This is a genomic window from Parabacteroides sp. AF17-3 (assembly GCF_003635445.1).
GTDB lineage: Bacteria > Bacteroidota > Bacteroidia > Bacteroidales > Tannerellaceae > Parabacteroides > Parabacteroides goldsteinii.
Map to the genome: position 1 here is coordinate 266,430 of NZ_QTMM01000004.1, position 17,347 is coordinate 283,776.

At 41.4% G+C, this 17,347-nt stretch carries 8 protein-coding genes; 3 read left to right on the plus strand and 5 right to left on the minus strand.

Features of this window, described 5'->3' with window-relative positions; translation table 11 throughout:
• Nucleotides 1-111 precede the first annotated feature (111 nt).
• Complete coding sequence (locus tag DWW91_RS07210; RefSeq protein ID WP_122327374.1) at nt 112-1,725, plus strand: ABC-F family ATP-binding cassette domain-containing protein; 1,614 nt, start codon at nt 112-114, stop codon at nt 1,723-1,725.
• Nucleotides 1,726-1,782: 57 nt separating this feature from the next.
• The gene (locus tag DWW91_RS07215) at nt 1,783-3,624 is read left to right on the plus strand and encodes an LTA synthase family protein (protein WP_199722560.1); all 1,842 of its coding nucleotides are present in this window, start codon (nt 1,783-1,785) and stop codon (nt 3,622-3,624) included.
• A gap of 89 nt (nt 3,625-3,713) precedes the next feature.
• Here the strand turns inward: DWW91_RS07215 and DWW91_RS07220 are convergent, their stop codons facing one another.
• From DWW91_RS07220 to DWW91_RS07240, 5 genes are read right to left on the minus strand one after another with little or no spacing between them, the layout of a single operon-like run.
• Nucleotides 3,714-5,597 carry a RagB/SusD family nutrient uptake outer membrane protein gene (locus tag DWW91_RS07220; protein ID WP_158599434.1) on the minus strand — a complete coding sequence of 628 codons (1,884 nt, stop codon included), beginning with the start codon at nt 5,595-5,597 and terminating at the stop codon, nt 3,714-3,716.
• 43 nt (nt 5,598-5,640) lie between these two features.
• Complete coding sequence (locus DWW91_RS07225) at nt 5,641-8,850, minus strand: TonB-dependent receptor (protein WP_122327348.1); 3,210 nt, start codon at nt 8,848-8,850, stop codon at nt 5,641-5,643.
• 33 nt (nt 8,851-8,883) lie between these two features.
• Nucleotides 8,884-9,477, minus strand: a complete 594-nt coding sequence (locus tag DWW91_RS07230; protein WP_122327349.1) for a hypothetical protein — start codon at nt 9,475-9,477, stop codon at nt 8,884-8,886.
• A 20-nt stretch (nt 9,478-9,497) separates the two neighbouring features.
• Nucleotides 9,498-12,044: a LamG-like jellyroll fold domain-containing protein gene (locus DWW91_RS07235; RefSeq protein ID WP_122327350.1), complete on the minus strand. Its 2,547-nt coding sequence runs from the start codon at nt 12,042-12,044 to the stop codon at nt 9,498-9,500.
• A 39-nt stretch (nt 12,045-12,083) separates the two neighbouring features.
• Nucleotides 12,084-13,124 carry a T9SS type A sorting domain-containing protein gene (locus tag DWW91_RS07240; RefSeq protein ID WP_147426538.1) on the minus strand — a complete coding sequence of 347 codons (1,041 nt, stop codon included), beginning with the start codon at nt 13,122-13,124 and terminating at the stop codon, nt 12,084-12,086.
• A 232-nt stretch (nt 13,125-13,356) separates the two neighbouring features.
• On the opposite strand from DWW91_RS07240, the gene DWW91_RS07245 reads away from it, so the two are divergent.
• On the plus strand, nt 13,357-17,307 hold the full coding sequence (locus DWW91_RS07245; protein ID WP_122327352.1) for a two-component regulator propeller domain-containing protein: 3,951 nt from the start codon (nt 13,357-13,359) through the stop codon (nt 17,305-17,307).
• Nucleotides 17,308-17,347: the final 40 nt, after the last annotated feature.

A 17,347-nucleotide genomic window follows, 5' to 3' on the forward strand; every position in this document is an offset into this window, starting at 1 on the left:
TTATAGAAAAAACAAATGTACAACAAGTTATACGCTGCGGGAAGTTCCAAAAAGTCAATAGATTTTAGTATCTTTGCGCACTCATTCGAAAAATTAATAGGTATTCAATATATGATAACAGTAAACAATCTGGACGTACAGTTCGGCAAACGTATCCTCTTTCAGGATGTAAACATGAAGTTTACGCCGGGTAACTGCTACGGTATTATCGGTGCCAACGGTGCCGGAAAATCAACATTTCTCCGCGTGATCAGCAAACAGCTCGACCCGACACGCGGTTCGGTAACTTTAGGCCCGGGAGAACGTCTTTCGGTATTAAGCCAGGACCACTTTGCTTTTGACGAACATACGGTTATGGACACGGTCCTGATGGGACATACCACCTTGTGGGAAGTCATGAGCGAAAAGAATGCGCTTTACGAAAAGCCTGACTTCAGCGATGCCGACGGTATCCGCGTTTCGGAACTCGAAGAGAAGTTCGCCGAGATGGAAGGATGGAACGCCGAAAGCGATGCAGCCAACCTGTTGAGCGGCCTGGGTATCGCCGAAGAGTACCATTACAGCATGATGAAAGACCTGAGCGGTAAGCAGAAGGTGCGTATATTACTTGCCCGCGCTCTTTTCGGACAGCCGGACAACCTGCTACTGGATGAGCCGACCAACGACCTCGACCTGGAAACGGTGAGCTGGCTGGAAAATTACCTGTCCAACTCCGACCACACGATCCTGGTAGTGAGCCACGACCGTCACTTCCTCGACTCTGTCTGTACACACACCGTAGATATCGACTTCGGTAAACTGCAAATGTTTGCCGGTAATTATAGCTTCTGGTACGAATCAAGCCAGTTGGCACTCCGTCAGCAGCAGAACCAGAACAAGAAAGCGGAAGAAAAGAAAAAGGAACTGGAAGAGTTTATCCGCCGTTTCAGTGCCAACGTGGCGAAGTCCAAACAGACTACCAGCCGTAAGAAGATGATCGAAAAGCTGAATATCGAAGAGATCAAACCGTCTTCACGCCGTTACCCGGGTATTATCTTTACCCCGAACCGCGAACCGGGCAACCAGATTCTCGAAGTGAAAGGACTGACGAAAAGCATCGAAGGTAAGGTTTTGTTCAAAGATCTGAACTTCAACGTAGAAAAGGACGACAAGATTGTATTCATCAGCCGCGACCCGCGTGCCATGACTGCCCTCTTCCAGATTATTAACGGAGAAGAAAAGCCGGAAGCCGGTACTTTCCAATGGGGCCAGACGATCACAACGACCTATCTGCCGCTGGATAATGCCAAATATTTCGATTCCGATTATAACCTGATCGACTGGCTGAGCCAGTTCGCCGGAGATACCAACGAAGTATTCCTGAAAGGTTTCCTCGGCCGTATGCTGTTCTCGGGTGAAGAATTGCTGAAAAAGGTTAGCGTATTGTCCGGAGGTGAAAAGATGCGTTGTATGATTTCCCGGATGATGTTGACGGATGCAAACTGCCTGATCCTGGATACACCGACCAACCACCTGGATCTGGAATCTATCCAGGCATTCAATAATACGTTGCAGTCATTCAGAGGAAACGTCCTTTTCTCCAGTCATGACCACGAGTTCATCCAGACGGTGGCAAACCGTATTATCGAACTGACCCCTAACGGCATCATCGACAAGATGATGGATTACGATGATTACATCACCGATCCGGCAGTAGCCGAATTACGAGAAAAGTTATATAAATAGTAACTTTTCCCCTCTGGAGAGGGGGCAGGGGGTGTGTATTACATATATTATATAGAGATGAAAAAGCGGTTGTTATTCCTTCTGACAGTATTTATTGGCTGGCTTCCGGTCCTCGCCATTCAAAAGCCGGTCTTCATGTTATATCACCATGCCTTAGCGAACGGGGGTTCGCTAACCGATTACCTTAAGGTAATTACTCATGGGTTGTTGCTTGATTGTACGGTTTCTGGATATCTGACAGTTATTCCGCTTCTCTCTGTATTGATTTCCATCTGGTTGCCGGGGAGGTTCTATCAGAAGTTCCTGAAAAGTTATTTTCTGATTATGGGAATCGTGGTTGCAGCCATCTTTGCGGTAGACGTTGCCCTGTATGGTTATTGGGGATTCCGGCTGGACGCCACCCTGTTCTTTTACCTGCAATCGCCCGCCGACGCCATGGCCAGCGTACCGGTCGGTACATTCCTGCTTCAGTTCGCTCTTTTCGGGATCTATGCTTACGGGATATTCTGGTTGTTTAAACGGTTTATCGTACCTTTATTTCCCGCGACCCCGGCCCAAAACAGATTGGGAGGAACAATCATAGTCCTGCTGCTCGCCGGCATCCTTTTCATTCCGATCCGAGGAGGAGTGACTACTTCAACCGCCAATGTCGGTATGGTCTATTTCAGCAAAAACCAGTTTCTGAACCACTCGGCGATCAACCCGGCATTCAGCCTGCTCGCTTCTCTCAGCAAACAACAGGATTTTGCCGCCCAGTTCAATTTCTTCCCGGAAGAAGAGAGAAAGGAGCGCTATGCCGCACTGACCCTTCCGGATGACAGCCTGACAAATAACACGGAAAAGGTCAGTCTACTGACAACCGACCGTCCAAACATACTGATCATCCTGATGGAAAGTTTTACAGCAAACGCCATCGAAGCCGTGGGAGGAGAAGCGGGTGTCACCCCGAATCTGAACAGGCTAAGCAAAGAGGGGATCACCTTCACCAATATGTATGCCAACTCCTTCCGTACCGACAGGGGGATTGTTGCCGTACTGAACGGTTACCTGGCACAACCGACGACTTCTATCATGAAGTATCCCGCCAAAAGCCAGACACTTCCCTCTATCGCCAAAAGCCTGGGAGAACAGGGATATGTAGCCGATATGCTTTACGGGGGAGATATCAACTTTACGAATATGCAAAGTTACTTCTTCAGTTCGGGATACAGCCAAATCACTGCCGACCGTGACTTTCCACTCTCCAGCCGCCTCAGCAAATGGGGAGCAAACGATGACATCACTTTCACCCATCTATACGAATCGATCAAAGACCGGGATGAAAAGACGCCGTGGCTCAGTACATTCCTGACACTGAGCAGCCATGAACCGTTCGAAGTGCCTTTCCACCATCTGGATGACCCGTATCTTAACTCCGTTGCATTTACCGACAGTTGCATCGGTAGCTTTGTAGATAAGCTAAAGGAATTGCCGACCTGGAAGAACACGCTGGTCGTATTGATATCCGACCACGGCTTCCGTTACCCTTCAACACTGACGGATTACGAACCCCGCCGTTTCCACATCCCGATGATCTGGTTGGGCGGAGCCGTTAAAGAGCCGATGGTGATTGACACCTATGCCAACCAGACAGATCTGGCTGCCACCCTATTGTGCCAGCTGAACCTGCCGCACGACTCCTTCATATTCAGCCGCGACATACTCGATCCCGGCTCCCCAAAATATGCCTTCTACACCTTCCCCAACGGATTCGGTTTCATCGACAGCACGGGCGTTTCAGTATATGACAACGAAAGCAACAAACCCTTGCTCGAAACCCCGGTAACAAACAGCGAAACCCGCCTGAATAAAGGCAAAGTACTGTTACAAACGCTGTATGACGATTTGGGTAGCAGGTGAAGATAATCAAAAAATAAGCGTCGGATTACAATGATTTTTTACTCATCCTGTAACCCGACGTTTTTCACAATTTTAACCTTACAACTTACCTAGTCACAATCAAAACCATAATCTGCAATACCGTCCACTTCTGAGGGCCAGCCCGGATTCTGATACAAGGTGGATTTTCCTGTATTCTTATCTGTCGTCAGAAGGAAATCTGTTACTGGTATAGGTTCCAGATAATGGGGTTTCGGAAAGGTATATCCCCAGTAAGCAGCCCCCGTAGCCGATTTCTGCAACGGACGAATATACTTGGAAATCCCGGCCTGCGATACGATTCCTTCACCGATGGTAGACGGATCGTATAATTTATACATTTCTTCCCATAAATTAATTCCTTCTACCTGATAGTCGACCATTTTATCCAGTGCACGCCATCTCTTCAGATCGTCGAGCCGCATGCCTTCGGCCACGAATTCGCAACGCCGTTCTCTGCGAATATTATAAAGGGTCTTATCCACATATCTCTCTTTCGACCAAACTGCCAGATCATTCTCTTGCGCCAGGTCAGTGGCTTCAATAGTTGCTCTATAATCAGGATTCACACCGGCACGAATACGAACGGCTTTCCAATAAACATCACATTTTCCGTCCAATTGCCCATGGCGTTCGTAATAAGCCTCCAGATAAGTCAAATACGCTTCGGCAGAACGGAAGATCGGTGTAGCCGTCGTTCCCTGGTATTGCGCCTGCTGCCCTTCTACATCGCTGACATATTTCTTTACATCATATCCTGTCGTTGCTGCTTCATTTCCCGTCAAGGTGATTTGCGGTGTATGATAGAAGATTGTATCACCGGAAATCCTGCTGACTATTTTGACAGAATTAGTCAGACGGGTATCACGATTTCTCATTTCTAAACGAAGTTCTTTATCTCCTAAATATCCGGAATTGGCATGATAGATGGGCAAACCGTTTGTCATCAGGTATGAGTTAACCATACTGCGTGTCAATCCTGTTCCAGCTCCCGTACGTCCCAGATAATTGGAACAACTGTGCGAAAGGATTCCTGCGATATAATAGCGGGCCAATATAACCTCGTCATTGTCGTTAAAAGGATCCAACTTATTGAACATTGTGATATAGTCCGTATCTAACTGCCGATTTGAGGCTACTACATCAGCGGCAGCTATTGCCTGATCAAAAAAGAAATTATATTCTGCTTCCGCACTTCCGGCAACAAATTTAAAGTCCGGATAAGTAGTAGCTCCAACCCATTTGGAGTTACCCGGCACAAAAGTCGTCCCTGCATGGTATTTTTCCCATGTTCCTTCGTACAAAGCAACACGCGCCTTCAACAAATAAGCGACATCCTTACACAAACGACCGGATTCAGGAGCTTTTTCCATCATTAATTCAATCGCCTTATCGAGGTCACTCAATATAAAACGGGCGATTTCATTACGCGGCGTACGTTTGCTAGCAGCCGTCAATACCTCCGTTTCATCGCTTAACATCTCTTCTATCTTCGGAACGTCGCCGTAGTTACGGAGCAACCGAAAATATTCGTACGCCCTGAAGAAATAACCTTCGCCCAGATAATGATTAATGAATTCCTCTGTACCGACCATTGCGCCTGCAGCTATCTGATCTTCCGTCTTCCTGATAAAATAGTTGATACCACGCAGGTTTTTAAACTTCCAGTCAGAGTTATCCGCATTGACCGTTTTCTTTTCTCCTTTATAAAACAGATTACTGATACTGTTACCTATCTGGTTGTCGCTGGTATTATCTACCGTATAGATTCCTCCCCACAACGATTCCATTTTCGGGAACAGGGAATAGTAGTCGTTAACAAATATCTTTAAATCCTCGGGATTTTTAAAATAAGCGCTCTCATTTCCGAAATCCATCGGTTCGCGATCCAGAAAATCGCAGGACGAGAAACTCAATCCGAGTAAAGTTAATCCTAAAATAAAATATCTTTTCATATACATTATATTACTTACTGTTTACTGATTACCCAAAATGTATTTAGAAAGTTACGTCCAGACCTATTGACCATACTCTGTACATCGGATAGGTTTTACCCGGTCCATAGGCACTGTCAGTTTTACCGACAGCTTCCGGATCATAAATCTTTAGTTTAGTAATAGTAAATAGGTTTTCACCGGATACATACAGACGGGCCCTCTTCACATATTTGCTCAGTTTCGTATATTCCGGTAGATTAAAACCGATTTGCAGGTTCTTCAAACGCAGATAAGCTGCGTTTTGCATAAAGCGATCACACACTTGCGAGTTGTTTCTGTCTGTTCTTATGCGTCCGTAGTAAGGATCGTCCATATTGGCACCCAATGTTTCGCCGGCATACCGGAAGTAATCCAGATGATTTGTGTAAAGAGAACGTTGCCAAGCTCCTACCATCCCGAAGAAAGTCGCACTATCTTTAAAGAATACGTCGCGCTTACCGATGCCTTGGAAAAAGGCTCTGAAATCAATGAACTTATAGCGTGCATCCAACGTAAAGCTATAAGCAAAACGGGGAGTACCGTTACCTATCACTTTCAGGTCACCGTAATCATTGACGGTTTCACTACCTTTGTCCACTCTTCCGTCGTTATTCAGGTCTTTATACATGATATCGCCGCCGCCCCATTTGCTACCAATCGAAGATTGATCGTGCAAAGCCAAATAATCGGTCATTTCTTTATCACTTTTAGCTATGCCAATCGTTTCATATCCCCAGATATCGCCATATTTCTTTCCGCTATACCAGCCGTCAAGTTTACCGTCAGGACTGTCGTAGCGGGTTATCTCTGTCTGATAATCACTGAAGGTCGCCGAAATACCGTAGCCGAAATTCTTATTCACCTGGTCTCTCCATCCGATTTCGAATTCCCAACCCCGGTTTCTCAATTCCGCATTGTTAGTTTTCGGAGCGCTGGCTCCATAAATAGAAGGCAACGACTTGGAGGGGCCAACCATATCCTTAGTTGAACGCTGAAACCATTCCAATGTTCCCGTAAAACGATTCTTAAAGAATCCCCATTCGAGCGCAGCTCCCATATTTTCAATCTTTTCCCAGGTCAGGCTGACAGAATAAGGATTGTACATCGGAAGTGAAACGGCCTGTTGCCCACCAAGCACCAAGGAGGCATTTTTAGCTTCCATCTTCTGGTAATACGGATAAAAAGACGTGGTGTTCTGGCTTCCCAGCTTCCCATACGAACCTCTTAATTTCAAATACTCAAAACCGGCTTCATTTAAAGATTCCCAAAACGGCTCACTGGCGATATTCCATCCCACGGAAAAAGACGGAAAAAATGCCCAGCGCTGATTGGAGGGAAAACGTGATGCACCGTCATAACGCAGATTGACTTCAGCCATGTAACGTTCATCATAATTATAATTGATACGTCCGAAGAAACCGAGTGAAGACCATTCTCCTTTCTTATCTGACATCATCGTATTGGTACCGGCACCCGATGGCAGGAAAGGTTTATCATCCAGCAAAATATCATCTGAAGCTACACGGGTCGTTTCGGTATAATAATACTCCGATTGTCCGCCCAGCAATACTCCAAAAGCATGCTTATCAATATTCCAGTCATAATTCGTATAAATATTCGTATTGAAATAGTTGACTCGTCCGTTACCTTTTTCAAAGTAACTTACTCCGGCCGCAGGCTGACGGTTGAATGATCCGTTATCCTTAACTTCAGTCTTGTCGGCTACGCCTTCCAACACAGATATATATTGTAAAGTACCATCGGGAAGACTGCTTTGAATCTTTTTAAACTGACGGGTATCACGGGGTGATTCCAAACGACTGTTCAGTTCAACATGGATATTCCATTTCTCAATCGGTGTAATGGTCAATGTAGCCTGGTTATACAGTTGCTGATTTTTGTTGTTCACACGCCCTCCGTCTTTCATTGCTGGAATCATGGATTCTCGGTTGTATTCACCGTTAGGCATATAAAGAGGCATTAGAGGTGACCGACGTCCCAAGTTATGGAAAAACAGGTCGTTCATGGCTGTAGGTTTATCGTTTTCCGTATTCACAAGGCGGGAATTCCAAACCAATTGCACGTACTTATTAAAATTGACACCCACCTTTCCGTTGATGGACAGACGTTGAAACTGTTCATCGGCATAATTGAACAGACCGGTCTGATCCAGATAGTTTCCTGAAAAATAAAAATTTACTTTATCAGTACCTCCACTAACACTGACATTATGTTCCTGCGAAACCGTCGCTTTTTTCAGATAGGTATCATACCAGTCGGTATTACCGAAACTCCGCTGTCCCCAAGTCCAATCATTTTGATCAGCCACTTTTTCGATGCCATAAGGCAGTTCGCCACGCTGATACTGCAAAATTTTATCCAGTTGTCCCTGTCCGAATTGCGCACCGCCTCCTGCATTGATGAAAGCATCGTTGATCATTAATGCATATGTATAAGAATCCACCATCTGGGGAACTTTTATCGGATTGGATATGCGGACATTACCTGTATAGTTTACTTGAGTAATACGGCTCGATCCGCTTTTCGTCTTTATCAGGATCACACCGAAAGGAGCGCGGGAACCGTAAATAGAGGCAGCCGCAGCATCCTTCAGTACGGAAACATTCTCGATATCGTTCGGATTGATTGTCGATAAGTCACCTTCCATCCCGTCGATCAACACCAGCGGAGCAGAACTGGAACCTTCGTCTATGGAACCGATACCACGAATATTGATTTCCATCTTTTGCCCCAACGCACCCCCTTGATCATTGGTAATGTTCAAACCGGCAATTGTCCCCTGCAATCCCTGAACCGCATCCGTCAATGGTCTGGATTCAAAGACTTTGTTATCGATCGTTTTTACGGATCCTGTCGCATTGATCTTTTTCTGCGTACCGAAACCGACGATAACGACTTCGTCGATCAATTCCGAATTACTCTCTAAAACGACCTTCAAGTCCTGTTGTTTACCTACGGTTATTTCCTTATCCTTGTAACCGATATAGGAAATCACGAGAATACTTTTAGAATTGGGTACCTGTAAGGTAAATTTACCGTCGATGTCGGTCATCGTACCTTTCGAAGTCCCTTTTATATATACATTCGCTCCAGGGAGCGGTTCATTCATATCGTCCAAAACAACACCTCTTACAGAGATGTTCTGGGCATAAACGTTTGCGGTTAACAAGGAAAGAAGACATCCGCAAATGAACATAATTATTTGTCTCATATCTTTGCAATTGTATTATTAGGCTTATCCTTTTTATTTACTAACTCCTTTTTGTCCGAAAATAAGTTTATACATAATCGTACTATCCGGAGTATGCACAATTTGTACAGCATCCACAGCACGGGGCGACGCATTTCTATTGCGCGTAACAGCCACCGTCAGCGTTCCGTCTCCCCCACCGGCCAGGTTCTGGGTAAAAAACCATTGTACCTTTCCGCCGCTGCTTGGCATCGGCGCTTTCCATTTGCAGTTGCTGGCAATCGATATCATCAAGGTATCGATGTCGGGGTCCAACATAATTTTTTCCATCTCATATAGTTTACCGGTAGTCTGCCCATCGTAATAGATACTATCTTTTGTAATCTGATAGTTACCCTGTTCATCCTTTACTAAATTCCCGTTTTGATCTTTCAACGTATCCGACTCCGTATAAAAATAACGGTATGTAGTATCGATACTTCTGGCCAGATTGAAAGTATATGAATTATTACTTGCCGAAGCAATACCGGTAACTTCCAGGGTCGGTTTCAAACTGAAATCACCTGGATTTGTCGCGTCATCCTCACATGCTGAAAATGAAAAATAAAGAAGACTGCCGACTAAAAGTGAATAAAATGATTTTTTCATGGATTATAACCAATTATTAATTATTTCTTTATAAATCTACCGTTGAAGGCTTTTCCTGTAGCTGTAAATAGTTGGACAAAATAATTTCCTCTCGATAAATTTCCAACGTACAGTGAGTCATCATTTATCTTTTTTCCAATCACACATGAACCGGACACATCAAAGATCCGGACATATTCCGGCCTCTCTCCCTCTTTCAATATAAAAGAGACCGTTTCTTCTACCCATGTAGGATATATCTGAAGTTTGTCCTGATTGACGGAAACAGAAATATTACCGACCGGAGTTATACTAACTTTTGTAACCAATGTATCCACATTACTGTTTAATATGAAATTAGCACCTTTTACCAAGCTATACGGATGAGATGTTTTCACATCATTCCCCATATCCCAATACATAATACCTCTAAGTTGATTATCCTTTACGAACCGATTTCGCCAAAGTGTCTGGTCATAACCGCAGAAAAGACGATAACAACCGGGTGATTCCTGATAAATACGATCAATTTCTGGAGAGTAGAAATCATCAAACAGATTGCGGATGCCAATCGGAGGATACGCTGTTGCATTACCGTTTTTAATTACATTGCTATTTTCATCCATTCCTGCCGATGTGGTAGTTGCATAAGAAAGCACGATCTTTTCTTTCGGATACCCCCAACTCAGAAATTTATCGTAAGCTGCTTGATAACCATTCCGTGTAAAAATATTTTTATCATTCGGTCCATAAACCTGAAACAGGAAATAATCCACATATTTCATATATTCCACCGGAAAACGATAAGATACATTATGGGGAGTCACCGTTAGTATTTTTCCTGTTTTCAGGTTTTTACGGATTTGCTCTACTACCAATGCATAGTTTTTCCATCCAGTATCGCTGTATGTCCATTCAAAATCCAGATCAACACCGTCCAGGTCAGTTTCATTAACGAGTTTTGCTATATTCTCTCCTAATTTCTTCCTGAGACCAGCATCACTGAAAGTTGTTTCCCAACCAGTATGACTACTGACACTCATCTTGATTTTAAAACCTCTATGCCCGTCATAAGCGCTCCGCATAATATTAATATAATGTTTAAAAGAATAAGAATCATATCCCAAATTATCCTGCTTATCATATGCCCAATAAGAATCGGTCGGCCAAAGCGACGAAGCATCCAATTGGATCTCAAACCCCGGCATGATCACTCCGTTATTCATAATAGATTTCAATTGAGCCTGACTCTTCCCTCCTGCCCAAATAACTGTTTCATCCAACTTGGCATGTAAATTCAGGCCGACAACAGCCGGAACATCCGACAAATCGGGTAGAATATAAGATACCTCTTCATTCGGAAAGTTTCCACGTGAAGGGAAAGAGGCTACTCCATTGAAGGTAAACAAGTAAAGTTCCCCTTTGCCATTTTCCTTATTGGTCGACACACCCAGATGTACCCATTTCCCGATTTCCATTTTCTTGTCGCGGATATATTCTTTACCATTTAAGCGGACGATAATCTGCTTACTGTCTTCAGCACCAAGACGAATTGAAAATCCGTTTGTATCGGAAGCTTCTTTTTTAATAATAAAAGCCCCTTCCGTCCATTCTTCCAAATAAATCCAGGTATGAAAACAATAGGTAGAAGTAGATCGTAAAGCCTTGGTTCCGACCTCCATCTGAGCACCATTTCCATTTAAAGCAAGAATCCCTTTTCTACCTTTATAGTCACTCATATAGGTCCCATTTGCAACTGTACCCTGATTATCGGGATAACTGACATTTACGGTTCCATCGGGATAAGAATTGATTCCTAAAACTATTAATGTATTAGCTAAAAGATATTTGTCTTTATCGATAGCTCGGTCTGTAAAACGACCGAAATCAGTATATGCAGCCACAATACAATAAGTAAAGTCAGGATTGTCGGTCACGATCTCCCGTCCGGACTGCCCTGTAAATTCACCATGATGACGATATGTATAATCCACCACATTGGGACATAGATTCTGATCAAACTTATAATATGCAATCAGATCTTTCCATTGCGGATGAAACTTATTCAATGTATTCCGCCACATATACTCATAATCGGAAGACAAAACAGTACCCCATATTCTAAATTCATCCAGTCTGCCTGAAAAGGTACCCCCCAATTTAAAAATCGCATTTGTTGCCGGTATTGTAAAAACTAGTGACAAAGTCTTCACAACCTGGTTATTTATTAAAACAGTCAGTTCACCTTTATCACTAATCAGTGTGATATGTGCCCATTTATTCACTCCCAGATCCGGCGACTTAACAGAAAAAGACTCTTTACCAGCAAAGAAGACCAGTTCGGTATCGTCACCTAACCGTGCTCCAAAAGAATTTTCTTCCTGGTAGATGACAGTTCCTTTGTTCCATCCGGATGGACACATCCAAAATTGAATGGTATAAGAGGACAAACCATTCATCTCGGATATATTTCCGAACGAAATGGTGCTGTTATCTACCAGTTTCAACGCATAATTATCAACTTGTGCTTTTGTGGACAAGACACACAAAAAAGCGATTATACTAATTATAGTAAGTTTTTTACACATGACTGTTCTGAGTTAACAAAATATGAGATACTGATTGAATTATTTAATCAAAACCTTCAATGTAGAAGCTCCTGATCTGACAAAATAGAAACCACTGGTCAAAGAAACGCGGTCGTTGGAGCCATTGGAAACAAATAGTTTTACCTGTTTGCCGTCAGTAGTGTAGATATAAACTTTTTCCCCCGGAGTCAGTCCCTGGAATTCTATCTGATTATCAAGAATAGTATAAGATATTTTATCATTTACCTTGATGTCCTCATTGGCAACTGTTGTCGATTTCAAACGAATCTGCTCCGTTTTTGCATCTCCCGTCGGATTCAGTGTCATTTTGATTTCTTTAATTAAAATGGCTGAATTAGGTAGCTTAGCCTGAGATGCAAAATGCAAAGTTAGACGCAAAGGAATTCCTGCTTCTGTTCCAGCCTGATAGTCAAATTCAGTAACCTGCCAAAGCTCATCATCATAATAAAGATTTCCATTTTCATCTTCTTTCGGTGAATTGTCATCTTCCCATCTGGCAATAAAATGACCACTTCCGTAAACTTCCGTGGCATCAGCGAAATCACCGGCATATGTATAGGGTTGAGCAGATAATTGCCCATTGGATAAATCAGGGGTATTTTCTATAATTCTAAATACAACTCTGAATCGTACCGGTGTTTCCTCAGGAACATCATCTTTAGTGAAAAGGCTCATATTCCACCAACCGATATTAAAAGTACCTTCGGCTGCTTTTCCTGCCGAGAAAGTAGAATTCGAACCTTTAATACATAAGACTTTACCTACTTCTCCACCCAAATCAACAATAGAAGATCCCGATTGGATATACATTGCATTGGGAGCTTCAGCCAATCCAGCACCAAATTGTCCGTTATTCAACACAATATAACCGTCATTAAATTTTTCCACTGCATTTGTAAATGCAGTAGGCGGATTAGCTCCGGCCATCGCCTCATCATATAAGTAAGTACCTACTTCCTGATTTGCAAATACATAACGGGCAGGAGTTATATCCGTCTGAGCCATTACATTCGCTGTCATTACAAAAGCTGCAGCTACAAGTAAAATTTTCTTTCTCATAAACTATAGATTTTAAAAGTTAATAAAAATTTAAATTATCTGTGTCTGCAAATGTATGAGGGAGGCTAGATTTGTATGTTTAATAGATTCCGATTTATTTTCCATTTTTGTCCAATACCGTTAATAAATACAATATTTGAAGCCGAGAGGACAATTATGGAACAAATATAAGCCTGATTTCATATCATCCGCTGGAAATTCATTATCTTTGCCACAACTATATTGATCAGCAATGAAACACACAATAACTTTTTCTATACTATTATTACTGCTTATTATAGGATGCAACTGTAAGGCTTATCCTTTTTCTGATTATTATTTTAAGCAGTTATCCATTAAGGAAGGCCTCTCCCAATCCACTGTCAGATGTATATTAAATGACCAAAAAGGATACATCTGGATCGGAACGAAATTCGGACTGAACCGTTTTGACGGAAACGTAATAAAAACTTATCGTTACAAACAAGATACAGAAGGTAGTTTACCTAGCGACCTGATTCATTTTATAGCAGAAGACTCGTTATTGAACATTTGGATTTCAACAGAGAAAGGTTTAGTCATATACGATTATGATTTGGATCATTTTGTCCCGGTACTCTATCAAGACAAAAATATAAATGTTCGTTCTTTCCTGTTATTACCTGACGGAATCTTATTCGGGGGACGAGGTATAATCTATAAATATGACTATCAACACAAAAAGATCCAGCCTGTAGCCATAAATGGAACTGAAAATTACAAAGTATATTTCAATTCCATGGAATACTGGAAGGAGGATAAGATATTGATCAGATGTCGCTGGGAAGGCTTATGGATCTATAACCTAAGAAGCGGAAAGATAGAAAGGTCTCCTTTTTACAAGGAAAAAAATACATTGGCAACTTATATCGATTCGGAGCAAAACTTATGGGTGTCACCTTATGGGAAAGGATTACTGTGTTTTTCAAAAGAAGAAAAACTGGTTAAACATTATCAAACTAATAATTCAAGGTTAAACAACAATATAATTTTGGATATAAAAGAAAGGAACGGAGATTTGTGGATAGCCACCGATGGCGGAGGTATCAATATACTCGACCGGAAAAAACAATCTTTTTCTTTTATCAAACATTCACCGGGTGATATCTATTCCTTCCCTGTCAACTCTGTTTATAGTCTGTATATCGATAAAAAAAACAATTTATGGGCCGGAAGTATTCGTGGAGGTCTGATCGGAATTCGTGAAGTGTCCATAAAAACATACAGGGAAGTTCAACCTAACAATAAGCTGGGATTAAGTGATGGAACTATCTCCAGCCTGTATGAAGATTCCGATGGTATGATATGGGTCGGTACCGACGGGGGAGGCCTCAATAAATTAGATCTTCAAAACAATACATTCTCCTATTATCCTGAAACGCAAAATGAAAAAGTAACCTCTATTTCAAAGTTAGATAAAAATGAATTAATCCTTTCTTTTTTTGGCAAAGGTCTATACCGTTTCAATATAAAAACAAGACAACTCATACCATTCAGGCTCGTTGACAAAGAAAATGATGAAGATATTTACCACATGGGACTGGCTGTCAATATAAACAAGTTTTCTAAAAACAAAATACATTTCTTAGCTAACAAGGTCTATCTCTACGATATCGAAAAGAAAACATTCAACGGCATAGAATTGACCGACCAGGTTCCCAATATCACCGTCAGTTCCTTACAAGTTGTTTCAAACAATAAGGAACATACTTATTTATTCAGTATAAAGCAATTATTCGAAGTTGATAATACAAACAGTACATTAAAGGTTATTTTCAATCTGAAAAATGTCAATGAACAGATTACTGCTATTTGTGACGACAACAAAGGAAACTTTTGGATTGGAACAAATCAATACTTGCATCATTTCGATTATAAAAACAATCAAATCAAGACCATCGAAACTAATCTTTTTCACGGAGTCAGTTCTTTGATTTCAGATAAAAACGGCAGATTGTGGATAGGCACACAGGATATGCTTGTCACTTATTTCCCAGAAGAAGATAAATTTATCCTATTGGGTGAATCGAACGGAGCTTACCCGAATGAATATCTACCCAAACCGGTATTGATTTCCCAGTCCGGAGATATTTTTATGGGAGGTATTTCCGGATTAACACGCATCAGTAATGATATAAAACTTAATGATAACTCTATGCCTCGCATAGAGTTATCTGATTTAATTCTTGACGGAGTCAGAATAAATCAGCGCCAGATAAAGGATTCCGGAAAACAGATTAAACTTCCCTGGAATTATTCCTCACTGGTAATCAAAATTATGTCTAATGACGAAGATGTTTTCCGAAAAAAAATGTTCAGTTATCAAATCATAGGTCCTGACAAATACACCTCCGAGTCGTATGAACCTATGCTCACTTTTCATACATTACCCTACGGTGATTACCAAATATTTGTATCATGCAATATGCAAGACGGCAACTGGAGTACTCCCATAAAAGTATTATCTTTTACCATATCGACCCCCTGGTGGACAAGTGCCTGGTTTATTCTAAGCGTCATTCTATTGACCATTGCTATCGGAATAGGCATCGTTATCGGCATTTTCCATAAAAGAAGCACCAAACTAAAATGGGAAATGAAAGAACACGAACAAAAAGTATATGAAGGAAAAGTCCGTTTCCTGATTAATATCAGTCATGAGTTACGTACACCTCTCACATTAATTTATGCACCGCTAAAAAGAATGCTGAACCAGGATAATCTCGAAGAAGAAACTCAAAAAAAATTAACAGGCATATATAAGCAAGCTAAACGAATGACCAACATTATAAATATGGTATTGGACATTCGTAAGATGGAAGTGAGTCAGGATATCTTGCACATGCAACCTCATGAACTGAATACATGGGTTCATTCCATTGCAGAAGACTTCCACGAAGAATTCAGTACAAAAAAAATCGAGTTGAAATATGTATTCGATCATTCTATAACGTCTGTTTCTTTCGATAAAAACAAATGCGAAGTCATTCTTTCCAATTTTTTAATGAATGCGTTGAAATACAGTCCGGATAACTCCAGTATCACTTTATCGACCCAAAGAGTAGGAGAATACGTAAAAGTATCTGTCAGCGACGAAGGGGCCGGTCTCGAAGACGTCGATACAAACAAATTGTTTACCCGCTTCTATCAAGGCTATAATCACCAACCGGGTAGCGGAATCGGTTTATCTTACTCTAAAACACTGATTGAGTTACATGGCGGGAATATTGGAGCAGTAGACAACGAGGGGAAAGGTTCTACATTCTTTTTCGAACTAAAAGCAAATAATACCGAAAAAGAGATTGTTTACACGGAAAAAAACTATCTAAACAGCCTATTGTCCTCCACTGATGACAATGATTTCATAATCCAGGAAGGACTTCGTTTTGATATGAAAACCTATTCACTTCTTATTGTTGAAGATGAATCTGAAATGTTATCATTTTTAAAAGATGCCATGACTGACAAATTTAAGACTGTTTATACTGCCGAAAATGGAAGTAAGGCACTCGATTTGATTTATAAAAATCATCCTGATATAATTGTCAGCGATGTTATGATGCCTCAAATAAACGGAATTGAACTTACTCACCGTATCAAAACGGATATTGAAATCAGTCATATCCCAGTCGTTTTATTGACAGCCAGAAATAATGCGGAAAGTATGTACCAAGGGTACGAAACAGGTGCCGAAGCCTATTTGGCTAAACCTTTTGATATCGATGTATTACTAATGTTGATTCGCAATCAACTCAGGCATATCGAATTATTCAAATCACGCTACAAAAATTATAATTTTGTTATTACAGAATCAGAGACTTCACCTCTTAGTAATATTGATGAAAAGTTCTTATTGAAACTGAATAGCCTCGTTATAGAGAATCTTTCGAACCCAGCCCTGGACGTGCAATACCTGACAAGCAATATAGGAATGAGCCGTTCTTCTTTATACGCAAAAATGAAAGCATTGACAAGCATGAGCATAAATGATTATATCAATAAGCTACGTATTGAAAAAGCAACCCAAATGTTAACTAATACTGATTTGACGATATTAGCAATATCTGAGCAAACTGGTTTTAACAGCCAACGCTATTTCAGTACAGCTTTTAAAGCTGTTGTTGGTTGCACACCTTCACAATACAGAGATAGTCATAAAACATGATAAAATCACGCCGTATATAAAAAAGTTCACTTCCCCACGT